General features: G+C 60.9%; 26 protein-coding genes, 1 tRNA gene and 1 rRNA gene. 11 read left to right on the top strand and 17 right to left on the bottom strand.

Annotation, left to right across the window (positions count from 1 at the left end):
* Positions 1–20 precede the first annotated feature (20 nt).
* Positions 21–134: ribosomal RNA gene (rrf, locus tag NH14_RS24160) — 5S ribosomal RNA — on the top strand.
* Positions 135–343: 209 nt separating this feature from the next.
* Here rrf and NH14_RS24165 read toward each other — a convergent pair.
* Positions 344–517, bottom strand: a complete 174-nt coding sequence (locus NH14_RS24165) for a hypothetical protein (RefSeq protein WP_165976554.1) — start codon at positions 515–517, stop codon at positions 344–346.
* 170 nt (positions 518–687) lie between these two features.
* On the opposite strand from NH14_RS24165, the gene NH14_RS24170 reads away from it, so the two are divergent.
* Complete coding sequence (locus NH14_RS24170) at positions 688–828, top strand: hypothetical protein (protein ID WP_162531590.1); 141 nt, start codon at positions 688–690, stop codon at positions 826–828.
* A 31-nt stretch (positions 829–859) separates the two neighbouring features.
* On the opposite strand, the gene NH14_RS24175 is transcribed toward NH14_RS24170, so the two are convergent.
* The 4 genes from NH14_RS24175 to NH14_RS24190 form a co-directional block, all read right to left on the bottom strand.
* Positions 860–2,215 carry an MATE family efflux transporter gene (locus NH14_RS24175; protein WP_052148504.1) on the bottom strand — a complete coding sequence of 452 codons (1,356 nt, stop codon included), beginning with the start codon at positions 2,213–2,215 and terminating at the stop codon, positions 860–862.
* Positions 2,212–2,535, bottom strand: a complete 324-nt coding sequence (locus tag NH14_RS24180; protein WP_035533663.1) for a DUF2288 domain-containing protein — start codon at positions 2,533–2,535, stop codon at positions 2,212–2,214. Before NH14_RS24180 ends, NH14_RS24175 begins: the two co-directional genes overlap by 4 nt.
* Before the next feature lie 704 nt (positions 2,536–3,239).
* The gene (locus tag NH14_RS24185; RefSeq protein ID WP_035533575.1) at positions 3,240–3,914 is read right to left on the bottom strand and encodes a peptidoglycan DD-metalloendopeptidase family protein; all 675 of its coding nucleotides are present in this window, start codon (positions 3,912–3,914) and stop codon (positions 3,240–3,242) included.
* 164 nt (positions 3,915–4,078) lie between these two features.
* Positions 4,079–4,990 (bottom strand): aldose epimerase family protein, encoded by a 912-nt coding sequence (locus NH14_RS24190; protein WP_035533578.1) that lies wholly within the window; start codon positions 4,988–4,990, stop codon positions 4,079–4,081.
* Positions 4,991–5,614: 624 nt separating this feature from the next.
* Here NH14_RS24190 and NH14_RS24195 point away from each other — a divergent pair.
* Both NH14_RS24195 and NH14_RS24200 read left to right on the top strand, forming a co-directional pair.
* A complete protein-coding gene (locus tag NH14_RS24195) occupies positions 5,615–6,445 on the top strand; it encodes an undecaprenyl-diphosphate phosphatase (protein WP_035533580.1) in 831 nt (276 codons plus the stop codon).
* Between the two features lie 137 nt (positions 6,446–6,582).
* A tRNA-Arg gene (locus tag NH14_RS24200) sits at positions 6,583–6,659 on the top strand.
* Positions 6,660–6,825: 166 nt separating this feature from the next.
* Here the strand turns inward: NH14_RS24200 and NH14_RS24205 are convergent.
* A complete protein-coding gene (locus tag NH14_RS24205; protein ID WP_035533582.1) occupies positions 6,826–7,263 on the bottom strand; it encodes a hypothetical protein in 438 nt (145 codons plus the stop codon).
* A 103-nt stretch (positions 7,264–7,366) separates the two neighbouring features.
* Positions 7,367–7,693, bottom strand: coding sequence for a hypothetical protein (locus NH14_RS24210; RefSeq protein ID WP_035533585.1), 327 nt, complete (start codon positions 7,691–7,693; stop codon positions 7,367–7,369).
* 261 nt (positions 7,694–7,954) lie between these two features.
* Here NH14_RS24210 and NH14_RS24215 point away from each other — a divergent pair, with 261 nt between their 5' ends.
* Together NH14_RS24215 and NH14_RS24220 are read left to right on the top strand one after the other, a co-directional pair.
* Positions 7,955–8,584, top strand: a complete 630-nt coding sequence (locus NH14_RS24215; RefSeq protein ID WP_035533587.1) for a hypothetical protein — start codon at positions 7,955–7,957, stop codon at positions 8,582–8,584.
* Positions 8,585–8,968: 384 nt separating this feature from the next.
* Entirely contained in the window at positions 8,969–9,193 is a 225-nt protein-coding gene (locus NH14_RS24220; protein ID WP_035533588.1) for a hypothetical protein, read from the top strand.
* 202 nt (positions 9,194–9,395) lie between these two features.
* Here NH14_RS24220 and NH14_RS24225 read toward each other — a convergent pair whose 3' ends face one another.
* The 3 genes from NH14_RS24225 to NH14_RS24240 all read right to left on the bottom strand — a co-directional run bounded on the left by NH14_RS24225 (position 9,396) and on the right by NH14_RS24240 (position 11,690).
* Positions 9,396–9,722 (bottom strand): hypothetical protein, encoded by a 327-nt coding sequence (locus tag NH14_RS24225; RefSeq protein WP_035533590.1) that lies wholly within the window; start codon positions 9,720–9,722, stop codon positions 9,396–9,398.
* A 271-nt stretch (positions 9,723–9,993) separates the two neighbouring features.
* The gene (locus NH14_RS33670) at positions 9,994–10,254 is read right to left on the bottom strand and encodes a hypothetical protein (protein WP_035533592.1); all 261 of its coding nucleotides are present in this window, start codon (positions 10,252–10,254) and stop codon (positions 9,994–9,996) included.
* Positions 10,255–11,222: 968 nt separating this feature from the next.
* Positions 11,223–11,690: a hypothetical protein gene (locus tag NH14_RS24240; protein WP_035533594.1), complete on the bottom strand. Its 468-nt coding sequence runs from the start codon at positions 11,688–11,690 to the stop codon at positions 11,223–11,225.
* Between NH14_RS24240 and NH14_RS33915 the strand changes: the two genes are divergently transcribed.
* Positions 11,689–11,817: a hypothetical protein gene (locus NH14_RS33915; RefSeq protein WP_269151853.1), complete on the top strand. Its 129-nt coding sequence runs from the start codon at positions 11,689–11,691 to the stop codon at positions 11,815–11,817. The two genes, NH14_RS24240 and NH14_RS33915, sit on opposite strands and share 2 nt — an antisense overlap.
* Before the next feature lie 720 nt (positions 11,818–12,537).
* Here NH14_RS33915 and NH14_RS24245 read toward each other — a convergent pair.
* The 5 genes from NH14_RS24245 to NH14_RS24265 form a co-directional block, all read right to left on the bottom strand.
* Entirely contained in the window at positions 12,538–12,870 is a 333-nt protein-coding gene (locus tag NH14_RS24245; RefSeq protein ID WP_035533595.1) for a hypothetical protein, read from the bottom strand.
* A 2-nt stretch (positions 12,871–12,872) separates the two neighbouring features.
* The gene (locus NH14_RS24250) at positions 12,873–13,154 is read right to left on the bottom strand and encodes a helix-turn-helix domain-containing protein (protein ID WP_407947183.1); all 282 of its coding nucleotides are present in this window, start codon (positions 13,152–13,154) and stop codon (positions 12,873–12,875) included.
* A 101-nt stretch (positions 13,155–13,255) separates the two neighbouring features.
* Positions 13,256–13,480, bottom strand: coding sequence for a hypothetical protein (locus tag NH14_RS24255; protein ID WP_052148507.1), 225 nt, complete (start codon positions 13,478–13,480; stop codon positions 13,256–13,258).
* 341 nt (positions 13,481–13,821) lie between these two features.
* Positions 13,822–15,192 (bottom strand): tyrosine-type recombinase/integrase, encoded by a 1,371-nt coding sequence (locus NH14_RS24260; RefSeq protein ID WP_035533597.1) that lies wholly within the window; start codon positions 15,190–15,192, stop codon positions 13,822–13,824.
* 667 nt (positions 15,193–15,859) lie between these two features.
* On the bottom strand, positions 15,860–17,443 hold the full coding sequence (locus NH14_RS24265) for an acid phosphatase (protein ID WP_035533599.1): 1,584 nt from the start codon (positions 17,441–17,443) through the stop codon (positions 15,860–15,862).
* A 291-nt stretch (positions 17,444–17,734) separates the two neighbouring features.
* Between NH14_RS24265 and NH14_RS24270 the strand changes: the two genes are divergently transcribed.
* Entirely contained in the window at positions 17,735–19,159 is a 1,425-nt protein-coding gene (locus tag NH14_RS24270) for a cytochrome-c peroxidase (RefSeq protein ID WP_237179753.1), read from the top strand.
* Between the two features lie 19 nt (positions 19,160–19,178).
* Here NH14_RS24270 and NH14_RS24275 read toward each other — a convergent pair whose 3' ends face one another.
* Positions 19,179–19,421: a hypothetical protein gene (locus NH14_RS24275; protein WP_052148509.1), complete on the bottom strand. Its 243-nt coding sequence runs from the start codon at positions 19,419–19,421 to the stop codon at positions 19,179–19,181.
* Between the two features lie 298 nt (positions 19,422–19,719).
* On the opposite strand from NH14_RS24275, the gene NH14_RS24280 reads away from it, so the two are divergent.
* Together NH14_RS24280 and NH14_RS24285 are read left to right on the top strand one after the other, a co-directional pair.
* Positions 19,720–20,106 carry a hypothetical protein gene (locus NH14_RS24280; protein WP_035533600.1) on the top strand — a complete coding sequence of 129 codons (387 nt, stop codon included), beginning with the start codon at positions 19,720–19,722 and terminating at the stop codon, positions 20,104–20,106.
* A 7-nt stretch (positions 20,107–20,113) separates the two neighbouring features.
* On the top strand, positions 20,114–20,563 hold the full coding sequence (locus tag NH14_RS24285) for an NUDIX hydrolase (protein ID WP_035533602.1): 450 nt from the start codon (positions 20,114–20,116) through the stop codon (positions 20,561–20,563).
* Positions 20,564–20,683: 120 nt separating this feature from the next.
* Here the strand turns inward: NH14_RS24285 and NH14_RS24290 are convergent, their stop codons facing one another.
* Entirely contained in the window at positions 20,684–22,408 is a 1,725-nt protein-coding gene (locus NH14_RS24290) for a glutamine--tRNA ligase/YqeY domain fusion protein (protein WP_035533604.1), read from the bottom strand.
* A 163-nt stretch (positions 22,409–22,571) separates the two neighbouring features.
* On the opposite strand from NH14_RS24290, the gene NH14_RS24295 reads away from it, so the two are divergent.
* Positions 22,572–23,141 (top strand): RBBP9/YdeN family alpha/beta hydrolase, encoded by a 570-nt coding sequence (locus NH14_RS24295; protein WP_035533605.1) that lies wholly within the window; start codon positions 22,572–22,574, stop codon positions 23,139–23,141.
* The last annotated feature ends 37 nt before the right edge of the window (positions 23,142–23,178 follow it).

Here is a 23,178-nt window from a genome sequence, read left to right on the forward strand (position 1 = left end):
CGACGCAGCAACCCGTCATGCCTGATGACCATAGCGAGCTGGTCCCACCCCTTCCCATCCCGAACAGGACCGTGAAACAGCTCCACGCCGATGATAGTGCGGATTGCCCGTGTGAAAGTAGGTAATCGTCAGGCTCCTCATGCAGTATGTCCAGAACCCCGGTGGCTCACCATGAGCGCCGGGGTTCTGGCGTTTACGCGCGTGGAAATACGCTGAGTGCTTAGTCCTCCCAGACTAAGCGTCAGAGCGTGACGAGAAATGCCCCCACGGCTGGCAAGCCCAGCCGCGTCAGAAGAAAGCTCACTGCGACTGACGTGGAGACCGTTCAGCCCGCTATGTCAGCTCAGTGCCTGCGACGCATGCGGTCGAGCACATGATGCTCGGCCAGCCAGTGGTGCATCATGCCTTCGCCGTTGTGCTCCTGCTTGTAGGCTCGCGATTCAAAAATCGACAACCCAAGCAGAACCAGCAGACCGACAGCAAGACCGATCAGACCCGCAATAGTTTCGGCATCCATGGCAGCCTCCTTCGGTTGCAGCCATGTGAGTATCTTAGAACAGAGGCAGGCAAGAAAAAAATAGCAATGTTCGCTAGCCGTCAGAAGCGTCTCGTACGCGCTAGACTGCTGCACAGCAACATTAATTGAAGGAGTTTGCGTTGATACTACGTGTCTGGCTGGCCATAGCAATGGTCGCACTGCTTTCCGCTTGTGCCGACGATGCAACGATCAAGCATCATGGGCCACCGCCCCACGATCCGGCCGACTATCACGGCGTTCCGACCGATGATCGTCCACCGATGATGATCGAAACGCCGCCGGCGAAGTAAACAAACGCGCCAGCGGACAAGAACAGGCGCCTCAGGGCGCCTGTTGCACTTTGGGAGCCTGAATTGCGCCAGTGATCCGCGGAAGTAGAGGGGACAGGGTCAAGCCGCGTGCTGCCATGAAGATCAACAACGCCATCCAGAGTCCGTGATTGCCGAACGGGCCAACAAGCGCCCACGAGGCGCCGAGAAAAACAAGCAGCGAGGTCGCCATGGCCTGCATTAACTCGCGAGTGCGCGTGGCGCCGATGAAAACGCCGTCGAGCAGGAACCCCCACACGGAAATAAGTGGGGACAGCGCCGCCCATGGCAGAAAGGTTTGCGCGGCTGCGCGAACGGCGGGTTGATCGGTCAATTGCGTGATGATCCACGTGCCGGCGCCCCAATAGACCGCCGAAAACCCGAGCGCACCCAACACCGCCCAGAATAGATTCACCTTCACCGCTTGACGAAAAGCGTCGCGGTCACGGGCGCCGATCGCTGCGCCCACGAGCGCTTCGGTAGCGTGAGCGAAGCCGTCGAGCCCGTATGCCATGAAAGTCTGAAAATTAAGCAGCAACGCATTGGCGGCAAGGATCGCATCGCCTTGCCTGGCGCCCAAGTGCGCGAACCAGCCGAATGATCCCAGCAGGCACATCGTGCGCAGAAAGATGTCGCGATTGATCGCCACGAGGCGCTTGAGCTCGGCTGGCTCCACGATCGTGCGCCACGCTAGCGGCGCGAGATTGCGCGGCCGTTGATGCCACAGCACGGCAGCGCCGAACGCGAAGCCTATCGTATCGGCTGTGGCCGTCGCTGCGCCAATCCCCGCAATGTCCCAGCCGAACCCATAGACGTAGACGAGCACGGCAATCACATTGACGACGTTGATCAGCACCTGTGAAATCAGCGCGATACGTACGCGTTGTGTGCCAAGCAGATAGCCGAGCACGACATAGTTCGCCAGTGCAAACGGCGCTGAACCAATGCGGGCATGGCAATAGAGGCGTGCATTGCGCTGGACTTCGTCGCTGCCGCCGATTAGTTCGAGGACATAGCGGATCAGCGGCGCCTGCATCAGCAAGATCAGCGCGCCGATGCCGAAGGCGAGCAGCAACGCGCGCACGACGTTTGCACGCAGCCCGGACTGATCGTCGGCGCCGAAAGCCTGCGCGACGAGCCCGGTGGTTCCCATGCGCAGGAAACCGAAGCCCCAGAACACGCAGTTGAAAAAGAGGCCGCCTAGTGCGACGCCGCCGAGATCGGCGGCGCTGCCCAGATGGCCGGCGACAGCCGTATCGACGGCGCCAAGAATGGGCTGCGTGAGATTCGCGAGGACGATCGGAAAGGCCAGCACCAGTACGCGCCGATGCCAGTCACCGCGCGTCGGAAGTGCCAGGTTCTCGCTCAACGGCGCTCCTGCACGCAGATCCACGGCGAAACCACAACGGCCCAGAGCTCGGGCTTGCGCTCGGCGTAATCAGCGGCAGTCGAAGCCTGCATGCGTTCGACGAGGCCGGCGGAGAGCCATTGCGTTACCTGCTCGCTGTTGTCGCTTGCGATGGCTTCCGCGATGCTCACGAGGTCGAGGTCGCTAGCGACCGCGAGCAGCTTGCCTTGAGCGAAGAATCGTTCGAGGTCCTGCCAGTCGATCTTGGCGGTTTCGCCGAGCAACTTGGCGTAAAGCGGGCTTGGGGCGTCGTCGTGGGAAGTCGTGGCGTCGGTAGTCATGATCTTGGGCATTGAGTTGCGGGCGTTACTATAAACGATAGGTTGCGGATGGGCGGCCTGCCGGATGACATGACCGAACATCGAACAGAAGATCGGGATGCGCCCCTGCGCAATTCACGCAAGAGGAATAGTAGGGCGTGAATACACAATAGAAAGAATAGGAAATCGACTCGTGATGATTAATCGGACAAAAACACCAATAACCGGATGAGTAAAAAAAGTCTGATAAAAGATAGCAATCGAGACGCCGAAATTCGGCGTTTCAAAATTTCTGCTTGTGCGGATAATTGCATTTATTTGTGCGCTTGCACACCAAATTGCAAGGTAAGCGAACCGGTTCGATGTGCGATATTGCGGTGCGGGATAATGCGGCACGCAATGCTTCTTCAGGGGCACCCTGGTAGTACGCCGCACGCCCGTTCTATAAGCCTTTTCGGCGTTTTTTGGCGACTACACATAGCGCGCTGCAATGCGCGCATTTCGGCTCGAATTCGGCAACTTCAGCGGGTTGATTCGTCATCGGAAATTGATGCGACCCATAATCCGTGCGCCGCGACACATTTTCGATCTAATTAAGTGATTGCGCCGTCAAAGGCGCGTTGATAGATTGCCATTCGGCGCATGGTAAACCGGTCCTTTGCCGATATGCGCCAAACCCCCGTTAGCCCGGCACCATGCCGGGCTTTTTTTTGCAGAAATATCCATTAGTGCGGCGGCAAGTCGCGAGCCGGATCGATAGAGCGCCCCTGATAGCGCAACTCGAAATGCAGCATGACGCGATCGCTGTCGCTATTGCCCATTTCGGCGATCTTTTGCCCCTGTGTCACGGCCTCGCCTTCCTTCACGAACAAGGCCTGATTGTGCGCGTAAGCAGTGAGATATTCGCCGTCGTGCTTGATGATCAGCAGGTTGCCATAGCCGCGCAGGCCGTTGCCGGCATACACGACGGTGCCCGGTGCAGCGGCGACGATGGGCGTGCCGGCGCTGTTGACCATGTCGATGCCCTTTGAGTCGCGTCCGTCGAAGTTGCGGACGACCTGGCCCGTGGTTGGCCAGATGAGCGAAATGGACGAAGCGGGCGGTGCCGTCGTGCTTGCGCTCTCTGCAGCGTCCTGCCTCGGCACGGTGCGCTGGGCACTCGCCGATGAGCCGCCCGGGGGCGAGACGCGCAGCACCTGGCCGACTTCGATCGAATCGGGGTTCGGTAGATTGTTCCAGCGCACGATATTCGAAACCGACTGGCGGTTGCTGCGCGCGATTTTGCTGACCGTGTCGCCGCGCTCCACGCGGTAGAACCCGGGGCCGACCGGCGCTGATCCGCACGCCGCGAGTAGCGCGACGAGCGCCGCGCATGCAAAACGTCTAAATCCCTTTGCCAACGTTGAACCTCGCAAGACGCTGCCGGCGGTTCGCCTCGGGGGAGGCGCCGTTCCGGCAAAACGTCCGATTTTAGCGAATTTGGCGCCGCGCCTGCGTTTTTCCCCTGACGAATCGGCTGGCCTGTTCGCGCATCAAAGGCTGTGTGGCGACGACGCGCCGCATATCAGCCGAGCGTTTCGAAACGCAAGCGCAAGGCAGCGGTTTCGGTGGTGCCCGGTGCAAGCCAGCGCAGGCCGAGGCCGTTGTGAATGGCATCGGGCAGGCCAAGCCATGGTTCGACGCAATAAAAGTCGGAGTCGGCGGCTTCGGTCCAGGTCGTCACCGCGTACCACGGAAGCGAGCCTGGCCGGTCGAGGTCGAACGTGACCGCATGCTTGAGCCCGGGTGCCACCAAACGTACCGGCCGCGCTGTAGTCGCCGGCTCGAGCACGTGAAAGCGGTCCTGAATGCGGGCATCGTCGAGGTGGTACTGTGACTCGCCGGGCTCCGGCGCGCTGATCGACCCATCGGGCAACTGATGACGGCGCTGTGTCGGCGGTACGTCGAGCGTGCTCTGCGCGCGCTGCTCATGCGGCAACTCGAAGTAGAAGTGATGGCCTGCATACCAGGGCATGGGCGCATCGCCGGTGTTTGTCACAGTAAGTACGACGTCGAGTGTGCGATCGTCGGCGAGCCGGTAGGCCGCTTCGAAGCGAAACGCGAACGGGTAGCCACTGTGTGTGGCCGCAGAGTCCACCAGCGTCATGGTCACGCCGCGCCCATCGGTATCGACTTTGGCCTTGAACGGGAGATCTCGCGCAAAACCGTGTGTCGGCAGATCGCGCACGACGCCCTGGGCGTCACGCCAGCGGCCGATCTGCCCATCGACGAAATGGCGTCCGAGAAACGGGAAGAGCAGCGGATTGCCACCGCGTACGCGCGCCGGCTGATCCCAGTTCGCGTTGTCGGACCAGCGGATGACCGGCTTGCCGTCGACCTGCCACGACAGCAGCCGCGCGCCGGCCCACGGCGCGAGGCGCAGCGTCGAGGCGCCGTGGGTGAGTTCGAGAATGTCGTGCTGAGGGCTTGATTCCATGGGCGGGCGTCGAGTCGAAAAGAGGAAGAGGGCAACGGCGAAATGCGCTCAAAGCCGGGACTGGGCCGGTGTTCCACGCGCCCGGGGATTGTGCGCCGCATTCGGATGCGTGAAAACCCTCGTCGGGAAATCGTGGGTGTTGCGCAAGCTTTGGCAAGCCCATAATCGCGCTGACTCGTGCGATTGCGCACGTAGAGACGCAGAAATGAAGAAGGAGGTGCCAAAATGGATCTCGCCATGGCGATGGGAATGGGACTGTTCAGCTTGTTTATTGGCAGCAGCGCGTACTTCTTCTATAAGGTCGCCCGCTGATCGATCATTCGACCTGAGCACCAGGTTACGAATCTTTCAGCATCATTTCGTTTTTATTCTCGCCGGCTTTCGGCTCATCTCTTCCATTTCGCGAACAGGCTACCCGCGGTGCTGGTTCACGCGCGACTTCCCATTCTTTTGTTACCCGAATCCGATTTTTCCTCGCACAATTTTGTTGCGGCGCGGTAACTTTTCAGACAAATGAGTCCCGATGCTTGGCGCTGCAATACGGCCCCGGCATAATCGGTGCGCCTTGCCGCACCGTCCCCGCGATGGTCCGGCACTCTGTCCAACCATCTCGAGGATCCCCGCGTGAGTCTCTCGTTTCTGTTATTTCTGAGCGTGCTGCAAGGTGTCACGGAGCTTTTTCCGGTCAGCAGTCTTGGCCATACCCTGCTCGTGCCGGCGCTCTTCGGCATGCATATCGACAAGCACGCTCCGCAGCTCCTGCCGTTCCTCGTCGCGCTGCATCTCGGTACGGCGGTCGCGTTGCTCTGGTATTTCCGCGCGCGCTGGATCGCGCTCATCAGCGGCTTTTTCGCTTCGCTAGGAGGCCGCAAGAACGATGAGGGCCATATGATGTGGGCCCTTATTATCGGCACGATTCCGACGGGCCTCGTTGGTCTTGCGCTCGAAAAGCGCATCGAGCTGATCTTCCATGACTTGCGGATCGTTGCTGCGGCGCTGATGGTGAATGGCGTGCTGCTATGGTTCGGCGACCGCCTGCAGCGTGCGCGTGCGCATCGCCCGCCCGAGAAGCTCACGTTTCGCCAGGCATTTCTCGTCGGCCTCGCGCAGATCGGCGCGCTGATTCCCGGCTTCTCGCGCAGCGGCCTGACGATGATCGCGGGCAATGCCGCCGGCCTGACGGCCGAGAAGGCCGCCGAGTTCTCGTTCCTGCTCGGCACGCCAATCATCTTCGCGGCAGGCGTGCTCGAACTGCCGAAGCTCTTTCATGCGCACGACCAACTCGTGACGGCCTTGGTGGGCGGCGTGCTGACCGGCATCGCCGCGTGGTTGAGCGTGAAGTTCCTGATGCGCTATTTCGAAGGGCGCGGCCGCCTTGCTTCGTTCGGGTTGTACTGCGTGATCGCAGGCGCGGTCTTCCTCGGCTGGTTCGTGATGCATCCGCAGCCGGTTTGATGGTTTGACTGTGTCGGTGCCGCACTGCTGTGGGCGGTGCGGCACCGTAATCGGGCAGGGCTGATGCATTCCGAACGAGGTATAATCCACGCCCGTCTGCGCCGTGCCTGCGGCGCGCAGCCTTGCAGACCACTCACGCGACAGTAGCTCAGCTGGATAGAGCATCGGCCTTCTAAGCCGAGGGTCGGGGGTTCGAGCCCCTCCTGTCGCGCCAATGAATTCAAACACTTAGCCCGGTTTTTATAGCCGGGCTTTTTGCTATCTAGCGCCCGTGTAACCGCCATGTAACCCGATTTGGTCAATCCGCCCCCTTGGGGGTAACTACCGGTGACCGGCGCGAGGTTTCATGGAGGTATGCTGTAGCACTTTTCGGTCAACGCTTAAGGTTTCGGCTCGTCTTCTGCCGGGCCTCTTTTTATCGCATTTAAGAGCGCCCTATTGTGTTCGCTTACGTCAGACGCCGCGAGGATGATCGTCGCGACTATAACGGTCTGCATGAGCACGATTTCTACCCCGGAGACTTGGAAGTGGACCAAAACAAAGTAGGCGCTTCGAAGCCAGGCGAACGAGCCCGCGGCAAATAGCGCGTACCCGAAAAGTCTGCGGCCGAACGACCGGGTGAGAAGGGGGAGATCGTCTGTGACACTGAGAATCAGATAGCCGCCATACAACGCAGCGGACCATACGAAACCGTGAACCGCGAGCTTGAGCGCGACATCGAGTTCAGTGAACTTTAGCGTGGTCAGCGTTACTACCACGAGGATTGCCGTGGCGAACATGGCTGCAACCGCCTTTTGGCTCGAATCACGGATACCCATTGTGGTCTCTCTTGTTCAAGGTGAGCGACGTTAGTACGCGGGCAGCGGCAGGGCGGGGCATGGGGTTTGGGCTCGGCTTCGGGCGCGCTTATTTTTGGCGCTTCTATGCGCCTTGGGGTTTGTAAGGGCTGTAGTAATAGACCTCGTTTGCGTGTACGTGGAGCCGCTTGCCTTCTTCTGTCTCGACCTCTAGGTACCCCTGGCGACCCGGCTCCGGTCCAATGATCCGCGCCCGCAACTCTCTTTTGCCTATGGCGTTTTTCACGCGGCAATTGAATTTCTCGGTTGCTCGGCCGCTGGCGAGCGCGAGCACGCCTTCAATCATCTTCGCGACGTCCTCGCGTTTTGGGTGTGGGGCGAACAGACCGCTCTTCACGCCGATATCCATTGCGGCGTCAATCATCGAGCCCGTCACATCGATTTTTGCCATTTTTATCTCCAGTTGGACAAATTGGCGCGTTTATAGGTCTGAGGGATGGTACTACGCGAGTGGCGGCAGTGCGGGGCATGGGGTTTGGGCTTGGCTTCGACCAGACCGTTTTATTAGGCGCTGTGGGGCCGGCCAAACTTGGGGCCAGCGTATCATTCAGTCAGAAGAATCGGGCGGACACCGGGGCGCTATGCGCAGGTTTGGGGGTTGGGCGTTAAGTGCGGCAGCAATTGACGCAACAGAACCACATTCGGGGATCAGATGAAAATCGCATACGCAGCCATATCGGTTCTGTTGGTTAGCTTGGCATTGCCGGCATTCGGAGCCGGCCTCCAAAAGGACTATGACCCTGCAGAAACGCGATGCTCTGGCTTTGATGACGCCAGCTTGAAGAATTTCATTGGCCAGCTCGATTACGCGGACCTGGTGCTGCCGAACGTCCCACCCGAAGAAGACCGATACCTGACGGCCGAAAGCGCCGCTGCTCAGAAGCTCTACATGGATGAGTCCACACGAGGGCAAGGCAATATGCGGTATGCGGCACTTGATGCGCGGCCTCTTTACGTTGTATGGGGCGTTCGCAAAGACCTTGTGGACTCAAAACGGGCGATTGCAGGGATTCTCGAAGACGGCGGGCCGGCACGGTCATACCGGAAAAATCCGGAAGCGGAAAAACTCGAACGCGCTACACGAGCGCTCCTTCCGGTGACCGAATACTCTCTGCACATGCAAGATTTTTTGACGAGACAAAATCTTGCACCGAACAAGGCAATCGTCACGTCGGAACAGTGGGCCCGGCTTTACAGTGGCGCCCTAACGCTTACCAGCGACTTGGGGTACTACATGAGTTGCAAGCTGGCGAAGATCATGGGACGGCAGTCGTTTGAATGACGAGATTCGCCGAGCCACGGTTTCTCCCTGCAAACTTAGTTCATCGCCCGAAAACCCTCGCCAGATATAGGAGGTCGGGATTGAGCAACATAGGTGATCGCCAATCGCGGCCAATTGGCCTGCAGTCTGGTACGCGTCGAACGGTTGCGTTGGATTTGCTACTTGTTGCGCTTTATCCGGGGGACCAGCATTATCGTTTGCTTTCCTGCATGACGATGATGTTACTAGCGCGCTTGCTGACGAGGTAGACTGCGACGGGCCGCGCGCCCGGACCCTCGTGCGAGGTTTCCTCAGTTTGAGGAACACCGATTACGCCATCGGCGCATACCTCTAAATCGTCTCCGATGCGATAAGACGCTCGACTGAAACCCCGGAGGGAGAACGATGCTCGGTCTCCAGTACACAAGGCTGGCGCTGGACCACTGGAGAAAGTGGCTTCCGAAGATGTACCGAGAAATGCGCAAGGACGGAACGCTGAACGCCGAGGCGCAGAAAGCCAGTAAGGAAGCGGCCGCGCAAGTGGCGTCGCTGATGGAGGCCGGGTACCAGAAGCACGAGGCAGAGGCAGTGGTACTGCCGGAGTACATTCTGCTGCCGCCGGAGAAGTAAGGCAGCGCAAGCCACCTCCACCTGTGGATAACTGTGATTTTCCGGCTCTGCGCCGACCATGAGCAGCCGCGAAATCGCGGAGCTTGTCGAATCCCGCCATGACAATGTGAAAGTCACCATCGAGCGCCTTGTTGCGCGCGGCGTGATTGAATCTCCTGCAATGCAGGAAAAAGCCACGGCTGGGCGCCCGGCTCTGGCGGCGTCAGGCCGCGTCGTGCTTGTGCGGCTCGGCTGGCAGGGCCATGATTGTCTCCACTGCCTGCGCTATCGCCAGTTCCTCGGCCGTTTTCGTCGCCATGTTGATCTGCTGCGTGCGTTTCAGCGGGTCCGCCTCGAACTGCGGGCTTCCCTGCGTCACCATGCTTGCGATTTCCTGCTGCCGCGCGGCGCTGATCGCCTCCAGCGTCACGCCCATCAGGTTCTCCAGAAACGCGTTCAGCTCGCCGCTCGCCGCCATCTTCCGGTACGCCTTCGGCGCGTACTCCCGGAGCGCTTTCGTCAGGATTCCCAGCAGTTGGTTATCGGTCATTCCACGCCCCGTTTTTTGCATGTCCATGTGCGCGCGACTGATGCAGAGCTTCCCTACGAGAACGTAGGATTGGCGAGGGCGCGCAAGACATTGATTACGTTAGCTCTTTTTTGAGCGTGATGATGGTGGAGATGGGAGGGCACATCATCACCTGACGCTCGACATGGCGAAAGAGCTTTCAATGGTCGAGCGCAACGAGAAGGGGCGGCAGGCTCGTGTATATTTCCTCGCCGGACGAGCGCCGCACAAAGGCCACCGCTTCGCCCGACCATCACGCCTTGCACGCAACGATGAGATTCCGCCGCACGAGCGGCCCGAGGCCGGTCGGCGTGCTCGTCTCGTTCTTGTCCACGATGTCATACGGACCACCGCACTGCTTGATGGCCGCGTTGTAGCACTTCGCCCAACTATCCGCCGAGCCGTCGCACGAGATCAGGAAGCCCGGCTTGCCGTTCGGCGCCGTGACCGACTCCACGCCAGCCGCACACCCCGTAAGCGCCACAGCCGCGCACATCGAAATGATCTTGTTCATTTGTCGCCCCGTTTTTTGTTTGTTTTGGCGAGTCTACCCTCGGTGCGTTGGCATTTCTATTTCATTTCAAAAATATTCGATTCCATTACTTATATGCTCGCCCACCTTACTAATTGTTTCTCTTTCTGGGGCACCCGCAGGTTTCCGTCCATTGGGGGCTGAGCGCTTCCCCTGCAACGCAGGAAAGGGCCACGGCACTCCGTCCGACCGTCGAGCGCCTCGCCGGCAACACTTCTTCGAAGCGCTCTGCGGCCGGGAGCTTCGAGCGCATGATGAGGCGGTAGATATCGCCCTGTTTGCGCTCCAGCGCACATATGAGGCGTGTCGAGCGCTTGCGATACCGTTTTGACTGCCGTTAGACTTTGAACGTCAGCATTCTGAGAATCTGATGTGGTGCCTGTCGATTGAATCGGCAGGTTCCCGTGCATGCTCTTTAGGGCGAGCGGGTTTCGATTGTTCCGCACCCTCCTTTTACAGGACCGCCCTATGTCTCCGACTTTAGTGCGCGCTCGCGACCGCGCATACAACCTCCAGTCCGGCCATTGCTATTACTGTGGCCTTCCAATGTGGAACGACCCGACCGGCTTAGCGGTAATGGCTGCGCACTTCAGCATCTCGTGCAAGCAAGCCAGAGTCTTTCGGTGCACCGCAGAGCATTTGACAGCAAAAAAAGATGGCGGCTCAAATATACAAGGCAATATCGTCGCTGCGCATCCGCTCTGCAATATGGCCCGCCATCGATGTAAGGCACCACGTGACCCGGCTGAACATCAAAAGCACGTCTGCAATCGGATGAGCAGGAAGAAGTGGTGGCCCGCATGGGTCTATGAGTCCGCGATATACAGCGCGGGGGTGGCTCGGCCTGCGCGCGTTCGAGCATGATCTAACCGAACGCGCACACAAGCCGGGCAACCGGCTCGCTCTCGGCGTGCCAACTGATATCGCCGCACCGCGCCCGCCGCCTAGAGCTACTTCAACCACGCGTGAATGTGGGTTTCTCCAGCGTCGTCCCACACGTAGCCGTCTATTTCGCTGTCCACCGGGATATCGAACCCCTTGCGCTCGGCGCCGGCAAACAAAAACTCCCGCACCATCACATCATCGAGATCCAGGGTGCGCGTACCTGCGGGAATATGCGGCACGCCACGCCTCACCACGGCAGAAACGAAGCGCTCAACGCGGTTCGGTAGCCGCTCCACCACCACTTCGATTTTCCGCACTGAGCCGCGCAGTGCGTCGTTGATCCTTTGGGCAATCATTTCTTCGGTGAGGGTGTCGAGGTAGGTCGCCCGGTCCTTCGTCCCTTGGGTAAGCCACGCATCGAGCGTGCCGAAGAACCCAGCGCATTGCTGGCGGAGACTACCGAAACTCTCGCTTTGGCCGCGGCGTCCGACGCTAGCCATTTCTCGGCCGCCCTCCATTTCGAAGCGAATCATGAACGAATCAACGATGTTCGCCAGTTCGCTGACAGGGCAGGCGCATGCGGCCGCCGACCGGAGCGAACGCGCGCTCGTCGAGGTCGGGAATCCCGAGGATGGACAGTTGACGTTCGAGACTCATTGATTTCCCCGAGTGGTGTAGTAGCGACGCGGCTCGTCGCTATCCCAAAAATCTGCGTACTTGGTCATGTTTGCTCCTGTGGTCTGCTGCAAAAAACGATGGGAGATGGCTTCTCTAGAGGGTCACCGTCTGGCGGTGTAGGGGGGATGGTCAAATCGGCCCTGATTGCACCGTCTCCCGGTGTAGGCGGGATGCTCTCTACACCGCCTCCCGGTGCAATTTGGAGGGGCTTTGCACCGTCTCGCGGTGTAAGGCATTCAATTTCGCATCGCGGTATGCGCTGCGCACAAATCCAGCGCGCGCACCGGAGTCGTACCCGTCTAGCTCATCGAGTGCCGCCCAAGTGACTGCGTACCAGCTCGCCTTGTTTGGCCTACGTCCCTTCGCGGTTTCGTATATTAGGTTTGCCTCCAGGAGTTCATTCTTCGCTCGGTTAATCGTGTCGTTCGATGACCAGCCTCGCGGACTCAAATACGCCAGCGTGACGATCATTCGGCCGTTGTCGTCGCCGTGATACTGGCGGGCTATTTCCATCAGCAGGGACTTTGCGGGGTGCGAGAGTGCTCGGTATGCAGGGCTGTCGAGCACGACCCACGGAATTGCGACAAACCCCCCTGCGTCACGGGATACGCGGCTACCCTTCCTCTTTCCCATAGCCTTCGGGCAGAAACGTACCGATGTCCTGCTGGGTCGCGGCGCGGCTGATAGCGAGTGCAGTCATGGTCACTCTCCGATAGCGAAGACAGGAATTGCGTAGATGCGCTCAAGCGCCTCGAAGTGCGTATCGACGCCGAGAATGTCTTTCGGGTGACCGAACTCCGCGACGCAATCACTAGCGAGGTCGAGCGCGTGGTGCGCGCAATCCTCAAGGGTTGCTTCCTCGGGGGTGTCGGGGTGGGGGATTTGTGCGAGGTAGGGCTGTGCGCGGTCAACCAGGTAGCGCAGGCTGGAAACCGTCGCCATCAGAAGGGCGATGCGTTCGGTTTCGTTGGTCGGCTTGCGAGCGATGCGCGGCTGCTGACCGGCTCCGGGGAAAGGGATAACGATGGTCTGCATAGTTAGCCTCCGTTGCGGCGCGTGGCGCGGGCCACCTTCACCTCGTCCACCCACGCACGCGCGCCGGAAGCGAATGCGGCTTCGCGCACGTCGGCAGAGAGCGAGTAGGCAGTGACCGTCGCAGTGCGGCCATCCGTGGTATCGACCGGTTGGTCACGACGCTCGATACGCCAGCCGTGGCGCTTGCCGAGCTCGTGGACCACACTGGCGAGACGCGTCGTGCTGCACGCAAATACCGAGTCGATGGCGGTAAGTTCGCGACCTTCAAGCATGTGGGCCAACACCTCGGCGGCGACCGTATTTTTACGGGTCGGCAGCGTTCCTGCTTTTGCATTGCGCGTGTTGATGGCGCTTACCTCTGCTACATGGTGGCCGGCACTCTGCATTAGCGGCCCCCATTCATCAGTTGTTCCACGGCGTCTACAGGCCATGCGAGCCGGCGACTCGGCAACTTCAACGGGCGAATGCCGTGAAAGCTGCCGGTCATGCAAAGGCGCTTTCGGATGCTTTGCGGGAGCACATGCAGTGCCTCTGCAAATTGGTCAGTGGTAATGAAGTGAGAGCGATTGATCGCCGCGATTTCGCCAGTAGTGGCATTGCCAATTTTCATGGGTCACCCTCAAATTTATCGAGCTGGGATAGCTCGTTTGATGTGACTTTAGATTGATTTTGATGCTCGGAAAACCAGCTATCTCGTTGAAAGAACGAGGAAATATTGCATTGATCTATTGAGTGGAATTCGAAAAGAAATTTGCTTTCTTTATGCTGCTCTAAGCGCCAATAGATCTAATGTAATAATTGTCGGGGGAGGGGCGTGAAAAACACTAAATCAATTCATGGAGTTACCACTCCATTCACTTGCTACGAGTGCTGACGCAATCAAGTCTGGCGATTCAATACAAATTTTTTGGATGGACACGTAAATTTTGTGTCTTTTACACCACAATCACGTCAGGTTGTCACTGCACGCAAGCCCTGTTCGGTCTGCTCTGGCCTGAAGTCGATGCGCGCCTGTTCGAGCATCCACGCCTCGATTTTGTCGTGCCACATGCGAAGGAGGTCGAGCGGGCGGCGGCGATAGTGCTTCTCGGCCAGTGCGCTCGGCTTGTGGCCTTGAATCTGCGCCACCACTCCTACCGGGCATTCGACCCACTCAGACAGCGTACCGAACGAGCGGCGCAGGCCGTGAATGCTCAAATGTGGCAAGCCGGCCGCCATCAGTGCTTTGGTGTGGGCGATGCGCGGCTCCGCCAGCTTACCGTCCGCCGCCGTCTTGCTGGAAAAGACCCACGGCGAAGGCGCCCACGTTTTCCCTTCGGCGGTGAGCCGGCGCAACTGGCGCACGTTCGGCGGGGTGTCGTTCAGCCGCTTCAATTCGAGCAGCAGCGATGCGAGGTAGGGCGTAAGCGGGACGAGCCGGCCCGTTTCCGTCTCTACCTTGTCCGAGACGTGGAGGCTACGCCACTGAAAGTCCACGTCATCCCAACGAAGCCCGGCCAGTTCCTCGCGGCGCGCGCCCGTAACCAGCAAGCCTTGGAGGTAGGCGCTGATGACCGGGTTGCCAATCTGGCGCACCGCGGCGAACCACGTGGCGAGCTGCTCGCGCTGGAGACAGTCATCTTTCGCTCTTGGGCGTGGTACTGCATCGCGCACGGTGCGCGCGGCGTACGCGCCTTCAGGCACCAGCCCGCGATAGCCGGGGCGCTCACCGCACCAGCGGATGAACGCGCGGAGCTTGCGGTATGCCTGTGCCGCGTTCGTCGGGCGGTTCTGAGCCTCGTCGTTCAGCCAGTCAGTGATGCACTCGGCGCTCATGTCGGACAGCTTGAGCTGCATGAGCGGCGCGAGCGGGCCAGCAACCGTCAGCCCCTTGCCGCGCTTCTTCTTCTCGCCGCCAGCCTGAGCGAGGTTCTTGTGATCGGTGGTGTGACGCTCGCTCCACTTCGAGCGATGGGCCTCAAGGTACTCAGCCCATGCCTCCGTTACGGTCGCATCCTTGCGGCGTGCCTCCAACTGCCTCGCTTCATGTGCCGCCCGCTGCTCGGCAGCTTCCTCGCGGGGGTCTTTCCCAGCGTCCGCCAGGCGCTTGATGCGGCGCGCCTCGTCCCGCGCGTCGTCGATGCCCCAATCCTTCGGTGCGCCAATCGTGACGCGCACCGTCGCCCCGTTGAGCTTGCCTTGCCAGATATAGGTGCGCGCGCCTGCCGCCGTGACGCGCAGTCCGAGGCCGGTGGCGCCGATATCCCAGATGAACGCCTGGGACTTGCCAGCAGGGCAGCTATGCCCGTTGACCCGTCCCGCCGTGAAATTGACCTTTGCCACTGTTCGATTCCCCTCGTGCTCCGGGTTACACGGGAATCCATGTAACCGCTATGTAACCCGATTCTATGGAAATCAGTCAATTTAGGTCAACGTGGATTTTCCATGAAAGTCCATGAAGCCCTTTGCTGGATGGGCTTTTCAGGCTTTTCTGGAATTTCGGTCAACGCTGAGAAATGTGAACTTGTTCGGCCTTCTAAGCCGAGGGTCGGGGGTTCGAGCCCCTCCTGTCGCGCCAGTTTCCCGGCCTCGCACCTCTGCGGGGTTACGCCGGAGTTACACAAATCGCAGTGGTCTGGCAGTCGTCAACAAGCCGGCAAGGCACACATAACCGGAACAATCGACGCCGCCAGACTGGGGACCAGTTCAACAGGTGCGCGCGATTCACGGTTGAAGCAGCGGGGCAATCATTCGAGCGTGCTCCTTCGCGTCGTAATGGTGGTCTCGCGGATCAGCGTTAAGCAACGAATCCCTTACGACACCGTCAGCCCCACCGAGTCCTCATCGAGCATCAGATACGCGATGCCGTTCGGATTTGGCAATCCAGACACCGTAATACGAATATTGGCTGATCGCCTCCACCAAGGCCACGACCCAAAAAACGGGCAGCCCTCGGCTGCCCGAAAAAAGCCAGACACCCTCGACGCCCAGCCATCGTGGCCACAATCGCTTAAAGCTTCAAATCAAGCGAGTTGGTCAAATCGCCCATCGCCGGCGCGCCGTTGCTCTTGAGCGCGGCGTCGCGCGCGGCGAGGCCCGGTAGCGCCGGCAGCGCAAAGCGTCGCGTGATGAGCCGCAGGATCGAAGTCGTATCGTACTGCGTATGATCGACGTAACCCTTCTTCGCATACGGCGAAATGACCAGCGCCGGAATGCGCGAGCCCGGGCCCCAGCGGTCGCCCTTGGGCGGCGCGATATGGTCCCAGAAGCCGCCGTTCTCGTCATACGTGACGACCACGACCATGTTGTTCCACTGCGGGCTCTTTTGCAGATGCGCGATGACGTCGGCGATGTGCTGATCGCCGCTTGTCACGTCGGTGTAGCCCGGGTGCTCATTGAGGTTGCCTTGGGGCTTGTAGAACGCCACTTGCGGCAGCGTGCCGGCGTCGATCGCCTTGATGAACTCGCTGCCGCCCATGCCGCCGTCGAGCAGGTGTTTCGCGCGCGCGTCGGTGCCCGGCGCGTAGTTCGCGAAGTAGTTGAACGGCTGATGGTGCGGCTGGAAATTCGGCGCCGTCATGTTCGCGCCGTAGATCACATTCGATGTGCTGTTCTGCGCCGCGCTCACGGCCGCGCCCCATGCGCCGCCGTACCACGCCCACGAGACGCCCGCGTTCGAGAGCAGGTCGCCGATGGTCTGCGCGGTTTGCGGCGGTAGCGTCGACGCCGCATTCGGGTCGGCCAGATTCGTGTCGCCGCCGGAAGCAGGCTTGTTGCCGCTCGGCTGGTATGGCGGCTGCATTGTGTTGATCGCGTAGAAGTCGGGCGTGAGGTTGCCCGATTTCACGAATTTCGGCGGGCCGCCGAGCGCCGAAACCGGCGAGTTCGAGGCGAGCGTGAGCGAGACGCCATCGGCGTTGACGGCCGAGATCGAGTTGGCTGCCGGGCTCTTGTCCGCGTTCGCATAATACGGTGTGCACGCGCAAACGAGCCACTGGTGATTCAGGAACGAACCGCCGAACGCGCCCATGAAGAAATTATCGGCAAGCGTGTATTGCTGTGCGATTTTCCAGAGCGGCAGCGTTTGCGCGTTCGTCGTGTAGTGGCCCATCACGAGACCGCCCGAGTCGGCCCACGCGGCGAACATGTCGTTCTTGCCGCCGTGAATCTGCATCTGGTTTTCGTAGAAGCGGTGATAGAGGTCGCGGGTCGTCACCGAGAGCGGTACGTTGTAGCCCTTTGGGTCGTCGATGGCGAACGGGGCGTTCGGCATGTTCTCGGTCATCGCCGCCGTCACCACTGGCGTGGCGCCCGTTTGCGTGAGGCCGTTCCAGACGGTCGGCAAGGTGGCGAGCACCGAGCCGTCACGGTCGAGTTGCTGCGCGCTTTGCGCGCTCACGTTCTGCAGGCCGTTGGCGCCCGGGAAGTTGCCATACAGATTGTCGAAGCTGCGGTTTTCGGCGTAGATCACGACGATGTTCTTGACGGACGACAGGTCGGCTTTCTTGTCGTCGCTGCCGCCGCATGCCACCACGCTCAGCGTCGCCGCGGCGATCGCAATCGGCGTTGCGTAGAACCATTTTCTCTTGAGCATTCTTTTCTCTCTCTCGCGCGTTGGGGTCCCCCTGGCGGGCAGCGTGCAGACGTCGCCGCGGCACCGGCCATCGGGCGACGCGCAGTGTCTCAGCGCAATTTGACAGTCGTATGTAAATAATTACGTTTGGCTTTTCTTATCCCTCTGATTGCATGACTTCGCGCTTACGTCGGGTCATCTGTTCGTCATCTGATTGACATACGCTTTCGCGATTTCGATGCGCGATGGTGTTTGGCCGATGGTGTTTGGCTATACGTGCACCGCAGCAAGCGAGTTTCGGGGGATCCGTTCATGTTGCAAAGATTGGCGCGTCGTTCGACGCAGAAGCAGACCCAGACCCAGACCCATTCGCACGCGCCGTCAGCCCGCTCGAGCCGTTATGGACGTCTGTTGCTGGCAATGGGTGTGCTGGTGTCGCTGGCGGCTTGCGATGGCGAGACGCCCCGCACGGAGAACACCGGTGGCGTCGATCATGGCGTGAGCGCAGCGAGTGGAGGGCGCAGCGCGAAGCCAATCAAGATCGCCATGTCCGTGCCTGGTTCGACGGCGGCGTCCACCGGCCAGCCGCACGGCCAGCCCCGCGACGAGGTCTACGCCCAAGTGCGTCGCATGACGGCGCTCGGCAAACAGATGTTCTTCGATCCCTCGCTCTCGGGCTCGGGCAAGATGTCGTGCGCGACCTGCCATAACCCGGATCGCGCTTTCACGCCGGCCAACGCGTTCGACGTGCAGATCGGCGGTGCGGACATGCGCCGCCCCGGCATGCGCGCGGTGCCGACGCTCAAGTATTTGCAGGCGGTGCCGCCGTTCGCGGAGCACTACCACGACTCCGACGACGAAGGCGACGAGAGCGTCGACGCCGGCCCGACGGGCGGACTCACCTGGGATGGCCGGGTCGATCGCGGCGCGGACCAGGCGCGCATTCCGCTGCTCTCGTCGTTCGAGATGGCGAGCACGCCGCGCAAGGTGGCCGACGCGGTGCGCGCGGCGCCTTACGCGAACGCGTTTCGCGAGGCATTCGGCGAGCACGTCCTCGACGACGAGGAGGCCACCTTCAAGGCCGTGTTGAAGTCGCTGGAAACCTTCGAGCAGACCCCGGAAGTGTTCTATCCGTACACGAGCAAGTACGACGCGTACCTCGCGGGCAAGACGACGCTCACCGCGGCGGAGCTACGCGGCCTGCAATTGTTCAACGACGAGACGAAGGGCAATTGCGCGAGCTGCCACATCAGCCAGCGCGCGAAGGATGGCTCGCCGCCGCAGTTCAGCGACTTTGGGCTGATCGCGGTTGGCGTGCCGCGTAATCGTGCGCTCGCGGTGAATCGCGATCCGCGCTTCTTCGATCTGGGCGCGTGCGGGCCGGAACGCACCGATCTGGGCGGCCGCGCCGAATTCTGCGGACTCTTTCGCACGCCGACGCTGCGCAATGTCGCACTCAAGAAGACGTTCTTCCACAACGGCATCTATCACTCGCTGGAGGACGTGATGCGCTTTTACGCACGGCGCGATACGAATCCGGAGGAGTTCTATCCGGTGCTGAAGGGCAAGGTGAGGAAGTTCGACGATCTGCCGCGCCAGTATTGGGCAAACCTCAATACCGAGGCGCCGTTCGATCGCAAGCCCGGCGATGCGCCGGTATTTTCCGACGCCGAGATCAAGGACGTGGTGGCGTTTCTTGGCACGCTCACCGACGGCTGGCAGCCGTCGGCTCATTGAGCGGGTATCGCGCGGCGGGTCAGGCGCCCGCGATCAGAATGCAGGTGGCTGTGAGTATGACGAACGAGACGAGCAGGCACAGGACTCCGCCGCGCAACAGGGTTTCGGGCCAGCGCGGCGCGTTGTCGAACTGAATGGCGAAGTGCGGCGCGTTCGACTCGGGCCGCGGCTTGTTCGTATGCTGGGCGACCATGGCCATGAGCCCGATGGCGAGCAGAGACAGCATCACAGCAAAAATCCGTAGGGCGATGGCGTAAGTCATGGCAGAAAATGCCTGGCGGTGCGTAAGTGATTGATGGACCAAGCTTATTCGCCGCTCGCCTGAATCGCTATCGGACCAATCCTAAACGGAAGTCCATCGAGAATGCATCTTTCGCGCCGCGCGCGGCGCGCCGTGGCTCGCCGCACCGGGGGCGGGTAAAAATTGGGGCGCGTGTTATCCTTTTTCGCAATTAACCCTTGCCTGCTAATTCGGCGCTTTGCTTTAATTGGTTCCCGAATTCGTTCGTTATTTTTCCCGCTCATTTTCTGGTCATTTTTCTGCTCAGGGAGAACGCTCAATGCTGAAATCGCCCCGTATTCTGTCCGGCCTTGCCGCCGTATTGCTGCTTTCGGCGGGTCCGGCCGCTCAGGCCGCCAATCTGAGTTTCCTCAATGACACGCCGGCTAGCTGGATGACACAGGCAGACTACAAGTCGCTCACCAGCGCGGTGCGGGCTTCGATCGCGAACAAGGCGGACGGCGAAACCTCGAACTGGAATAACGACGGTTTGCGCAACCCCGTGAAGATTGACGCTACGATTACGCCGAACAAGACCCAAAAGGATGGCGACAAGACCTGCCGCGACTCGGAAGTGGTCGTGACCGCGAAGGGGCAGTCGATGACGCTGCGCCCGCAGTTCTGTCGCGTCGGCAGCGGCGCCTGGGTTTATCAGAAGAAGCACTGAGCACGCCGTGAACGGCAAGACCGTCTCATGCGGCATCGTGCTGCTCGACCCGAACGGCCGCGTGCTGCTTGCGCACGCGACCGGCACCGGTCACTGGGACATTCCGAAGGGGCAAGGCGAGCCGGGCGAGTCCGAGGCACAAAGCGCATTGCGTGAAATGGCCGAGGAGACCGGCATCGCGATCGACGCATCGCGGCTCGTCGATCTCGGGCGCTTCGTGTATCGGCGCGACAAGGATCTGCATCTATTTGCTGCGCGCGCCGAAGCGGGCGAACTGGATCTGTCGCAATGCCACTGCGTGTCGCTTTTCCCGCGTCGTCACGACGGCGTGATGATTCCCGAGATGGACGCTTGGGTGTGGGTCGCGCCCGCCGACGTGGACCAGTACGCGAGCCGCAGTCTCGCGCGGCTCTTCGGCACGACGCTCTCGCTCGCGGAACTGCATGGCCAGCTTTGAGTGACCCATGCGGTTATCGCGTTGATGCGACCAGACAAATAAAAAGCCCGCACGTGATGAACGTGCGGGCTTTTTGCATCTGGAGCTGAAGCGGCCCTGCGTCCGGCCGCTTTTGCGCGCTTACTTGCCCCAGCTGTCGCGCAGGCCAACGATGCGGTTGAACACCGGCGCACCCGGCTTCGAGTCGTAGCGATCGGCGACGAAGTAGCCATGGCGCTCGAACTGATAGCGGTCTTCCGGCGCCGCGTCGCGCGCGCCCGGCTCCAGATACGCCTGCACCACGCGCTTGGAATTCGGGTTGAGCGCGTCGAGGTAGTCGCGCCCGCCTGCGTCGGGCTGCTCTTCGCGGAACAGGCGGTCGTAGAGACGCACTTCCGCCGGGCACGCATGCGCCGCGCTCACCCAGTGGATGTTGCCCTTCACCTTGTAGTTGTTCGCGCCTTCGGTGCCCGACTTGCTGTCGGGGAAGTAGTTGCAATGCACGGCGATCACGTTGCCGTTCTCGTCCTTGTCCGCGCCCGTGCATTCGATCACGAAGCCATAGCGCAAGCGCACCTTGTTGCCCGGGAACAGGCGGAAGTAGCCCTTGGGCGGCGTCTCGTTGAAGTCTTCGCGCTCGATCCACAGTTCGCGCGAGATCGGGAACGTGCGCAGGCCGCGCTCCGGATGATGCGGATGCACGGGCGCCGTGCAGTCCTCGCTCTGGCCTTCCGGATAGTTGTCGATGATGAGCTTGAGCGGGTCGAGCACGGCGGCCGTACGCGGCGCCTTGTCGTCGAGATCGTCGCGCAGCGCGCCTTCGAGGATGCTCATGTCGATCCACGAATCCACCTTGGTCACACCGATGCGATCGCAGAACAGATGGATTGCTTCAGGCGTGAAGCCGCGCCGGCGCACGCCGACGATGGTGGGCAAGCGCGGGTCGTCCCAGCCGTCCACGTGGCCTTCGTTCACGAGTTGCAGCAGCTTGCGCTTGCTGGTGATCGCGTAGGTGAGGTTCAGGCGCGAGAACTCGATTTGCTGCGGCAGCGGGCGCGTGAAGACGCCGGCATCGGCGAGTTCGTTGAGCACCCAGTCGTAGAGCGGGCGATGGTCTTCGAACTCGAGCGTGCACAGCGAGTGCGTGATGTTCTCGAGCGCGTCCGAGATGCAGTGCGTGTAGTCGTACATCGGATACACGCACCATTTGTCGCCGGTGCGGTAGTGATGCGCGAAGCGGATGCGGTAGATCACCGGGTCGCGCATGTTGAAGTTCGGCGACGCCATGTCGATCTTCGCGCGCAGCACGTGCGCACCCTCCTCGAACTCGCCGGCCTTCATGCGGCGGAACAGGTCGAGGTTTTCGTCCACGGAGCGGTCGCGGAACGGCGAGTTCTTGCCAGGCTCCGTGGCCGAGCCGCGGTTCGCGCGCATCTCGTCCGGCGACTGGCTGTCCACATACGCCTTGCCGCGCTGGATCAGCAGTTCGGCGAATTCATAGAGCTTGTCGTAGTAGTCGCTCGCGTAGAAGAGGTACTCGCGGTCGTCGTCGGCCTTCTTCCACTCGAATCCGAGCCAGGTGACGGCGTCGATGATCGAATTGACGTACTCGACGCTTTCCTTTTCAGGATTGGTGTCGTCAAAACGCAGATGGCACACGCCGCCATAGCTCTTCGCCACGCCGAAGTTCAGGCAGATGCTCTTCGCGTGGCCGATGTGCAGATAGCCGTTCGGCTCCGGCGGGAAGCGCGTTTCCACGCGCTGCGCCCACTTGCCCGAGCGGTTGTCGTCGTCGATGATGTTGCGGATGAAATTGGATGCCGCAGGCGCGTCCGTGCGGTCGGCGTCTTTACGTTCGGTATTCATGCGAAAAGGGAAGTCGTTCGAGGGCGCGGTACATAAGGAAAGTCTCAACCCGGCGCCCAGTGTGTCTTCCATTCTACCTGACGAGGTGGGGCCTGCCAGTCCCGGCTCGCGGGCGTTGCGCCGGCCGCTGCCTGGCCCGGCAAGAACCAAAGGAAAAACGACGATGAACGAACCACCGGTGCTGGTGCTGCCGGGCTATATGAATTCGGGGGCGGGGCACTGGCAGACGCGCTGGGAAGCCATGCACGCTGGCTTTGCGCGCGTTTCAATGCCCGACTGGATGCATCCGGATTGCAACGCATGGTGCCGTACGCTCGAAGCCGCATTGAATGCCGATGCGGCGGGCGAGGGCGGCGTGCTGCTGGCGGCCCACAGCCTCGGCTGTCTCACAATCGCGCACTGGGCGGCGCATCACGCGAGCGCGGCGACGCTCGCGAAAGTCGCGGGCGCGCTGCTGGTGGCGGTGCCCGACCCGGACGGTCCCGAATTCCCACGCGATGCGAGCGGCTTCGATCCGGTACCGCTCGAACCTGTGCCCGTGCTGCCGTTCGCGAGCATCGTCGTGGCGAGCGGCGACGATCCCTACGGCGGGCTCGCGTTCGCCGAGCGTTGCGCGCGCGCGTGGGGCAGCCGTTGGATCGAGATCGGCGAGCGCGGGCACATCAACGCGGAGAGCGGCCTGGGGGACTGGCCGCAAGGCTTCGAATGGCTGATGTCGATGCATAAAGGGTAGAGGCGGGGCGGGTTGACACCCACGAAGTTACCCGCGA

Source organism: Paraburkholderia sacchari, assembly GCF_000785435.2.
In the GTDB taxonomy this organism is placed as follows: Bacteria; Pseudomonadota; Gammaproteobacteria; order Burkholderiales; family Burkholderiaceae; genus Paraburkholderia; species Paraburkholderia sacchari.

Excerpts from the sequence above, each read along its gene's own strand:
- NH14_RS24220 (WP_035533588.1), top strand. The coding sequence starts at position 8,969 with ATGCTCGGTCTCCAGTACACAAGGCTGGCGCTGGACCACTGGAGAAAG.
- NH14_RS33915 (WP_269151853.1), top strand. The coding sequence starts at position 11,689 with ATGAACGAATCAACGATGTTCGCCAGTTCGCTGACAGGGCAGGCGCAT.
- NH14_RS24170 (WP_162531590.1), top strand. The coding sequence starts at position 688 with ATGGTCGCACTGCTTTCCGCTTGTGCCGACGATGCAACGATCAAGCAT.
- NH14_RS24295 (WP_035533605.1), top strand. The coding sequence starts at position 22,572 with ATGAACGAACCACCGGTGCTGGTGCTGCCGGGCTATATGAATTCGGGG.
- NH14_RS24215 (WP_035533587.1), top strand. The coding sequence starts at position 7,955 with ATGAAAATCGCATACGCAGCCATATCGGTTCTGTTGGTTAGCTTGGCA.
- NH14_RS24290 (WP_035533604.1), bottom strand. The coding sequence starts at position 22,408 with ATGAATACCGAACGTAAAGACGCCGACCGCACGGACGCGCCTGCGGCA.
- NH14_RS24265 (WP_035533599.1), bottom strand. The coding sequence starts at position 17,443 with ATGCTCAAGAGAAAATGGTTCTACGCAACGCCGATTGCGATCGCCGCG.
- NH14_RS24245 (WP_035533595.1), bottom strand. The coding sequence starts at position 12,870 with ATGCAGACCATCGTTATCCCTTTCCCCGGAGCCGGTCAGCAGCCGCGC.
- NH14_RS24210 (WP_035533585.1), bottom strand. The coding sequence starts at position 7,693 with ATGGCAAAAATCGATGTGACGGGCTCGATGATTGACGCCGCAATGGAT.
- NH14_RS24225 (WP_035533590.1), bottom strand. The coding sequence starts at position 9,722 with ATGACCGATAACCAACTGCTGGGAATCCTGACGAAAGCGCTCCGGGAG.
- NH14_RS24190 (WP_035533578.1), bottom strand. The coding sequence starts at position 4,990 with ATGGAATCAAGCCCTCAGCACGACATTCTCGAACTCACCCACGGCGCC.
- NH14_RS24270 (WP_237179753.1), top strand. The coding sequence starts at position 17,735 with ATGTTGCAAAGATTGGCGCGTCGTTCGACGCAGAAGCAGACCCAGACC.
- NH14_RS24280 (WP_035533600.1), top strand. The coding sequence starts at position 19,720 with ATGCTGAAATCGCCCCGTATTCTGTCCGGCCTTGCCGCCGTATTGCTG.
- NH14_RS24240 (WP_035533594.1), bottom strand. The coding sequence starts at position 11,690 with ATGATTCGCTTCGAAATGGAGGGCGGCCGAGAAATGGCTAGCGTCGGA.
- NH14_RS24255 (WP_052148507.1), bottom strand. The coding sequence starts at position 13,480 with ATGAAAATTGGCAATGCCACTACTGGCGAAATCGCGGCGATCAATCGC.
- NH14_RS33670 (WP_035533592.1), bottom strand. The coding sequence starts at position 10,254 with ATGAACAAGATCATTTCGATGTGCGCGGCTGTGGCGCTTACGGGGTGT.
- NH14_RS24275 (WP_052148509.1), bottom strand. The coding sequence starts at position 19,421 with ATGACTTACGCCATCGCCCTACGGATTTTTGCTGTGATGCTGTCTCTG.
- NH14_RS24165 (WP_165976554.1), bottom strand. The coding sequence starts at position 517 with ATGGATGCCGAAACTATTGCGGGTCTGATCGGTCTTGCTGTCGGTCTG.
- NH14_RS24180 (WP_035533663.1), bottom strand. The coding sequence starts at position 2,535 with ATGACTACCGACGCCACGACTTCCCACGACGACGCCCCAAGCCCGCTT.
- NH14_RS24205 (WP_035533582.1), bottom strand. The coding sequence starts at position 7,263 with ATGGGTATCCGTGATTCGAGCCAAAAGGCGGTTGCAGCCATGTTCGCC.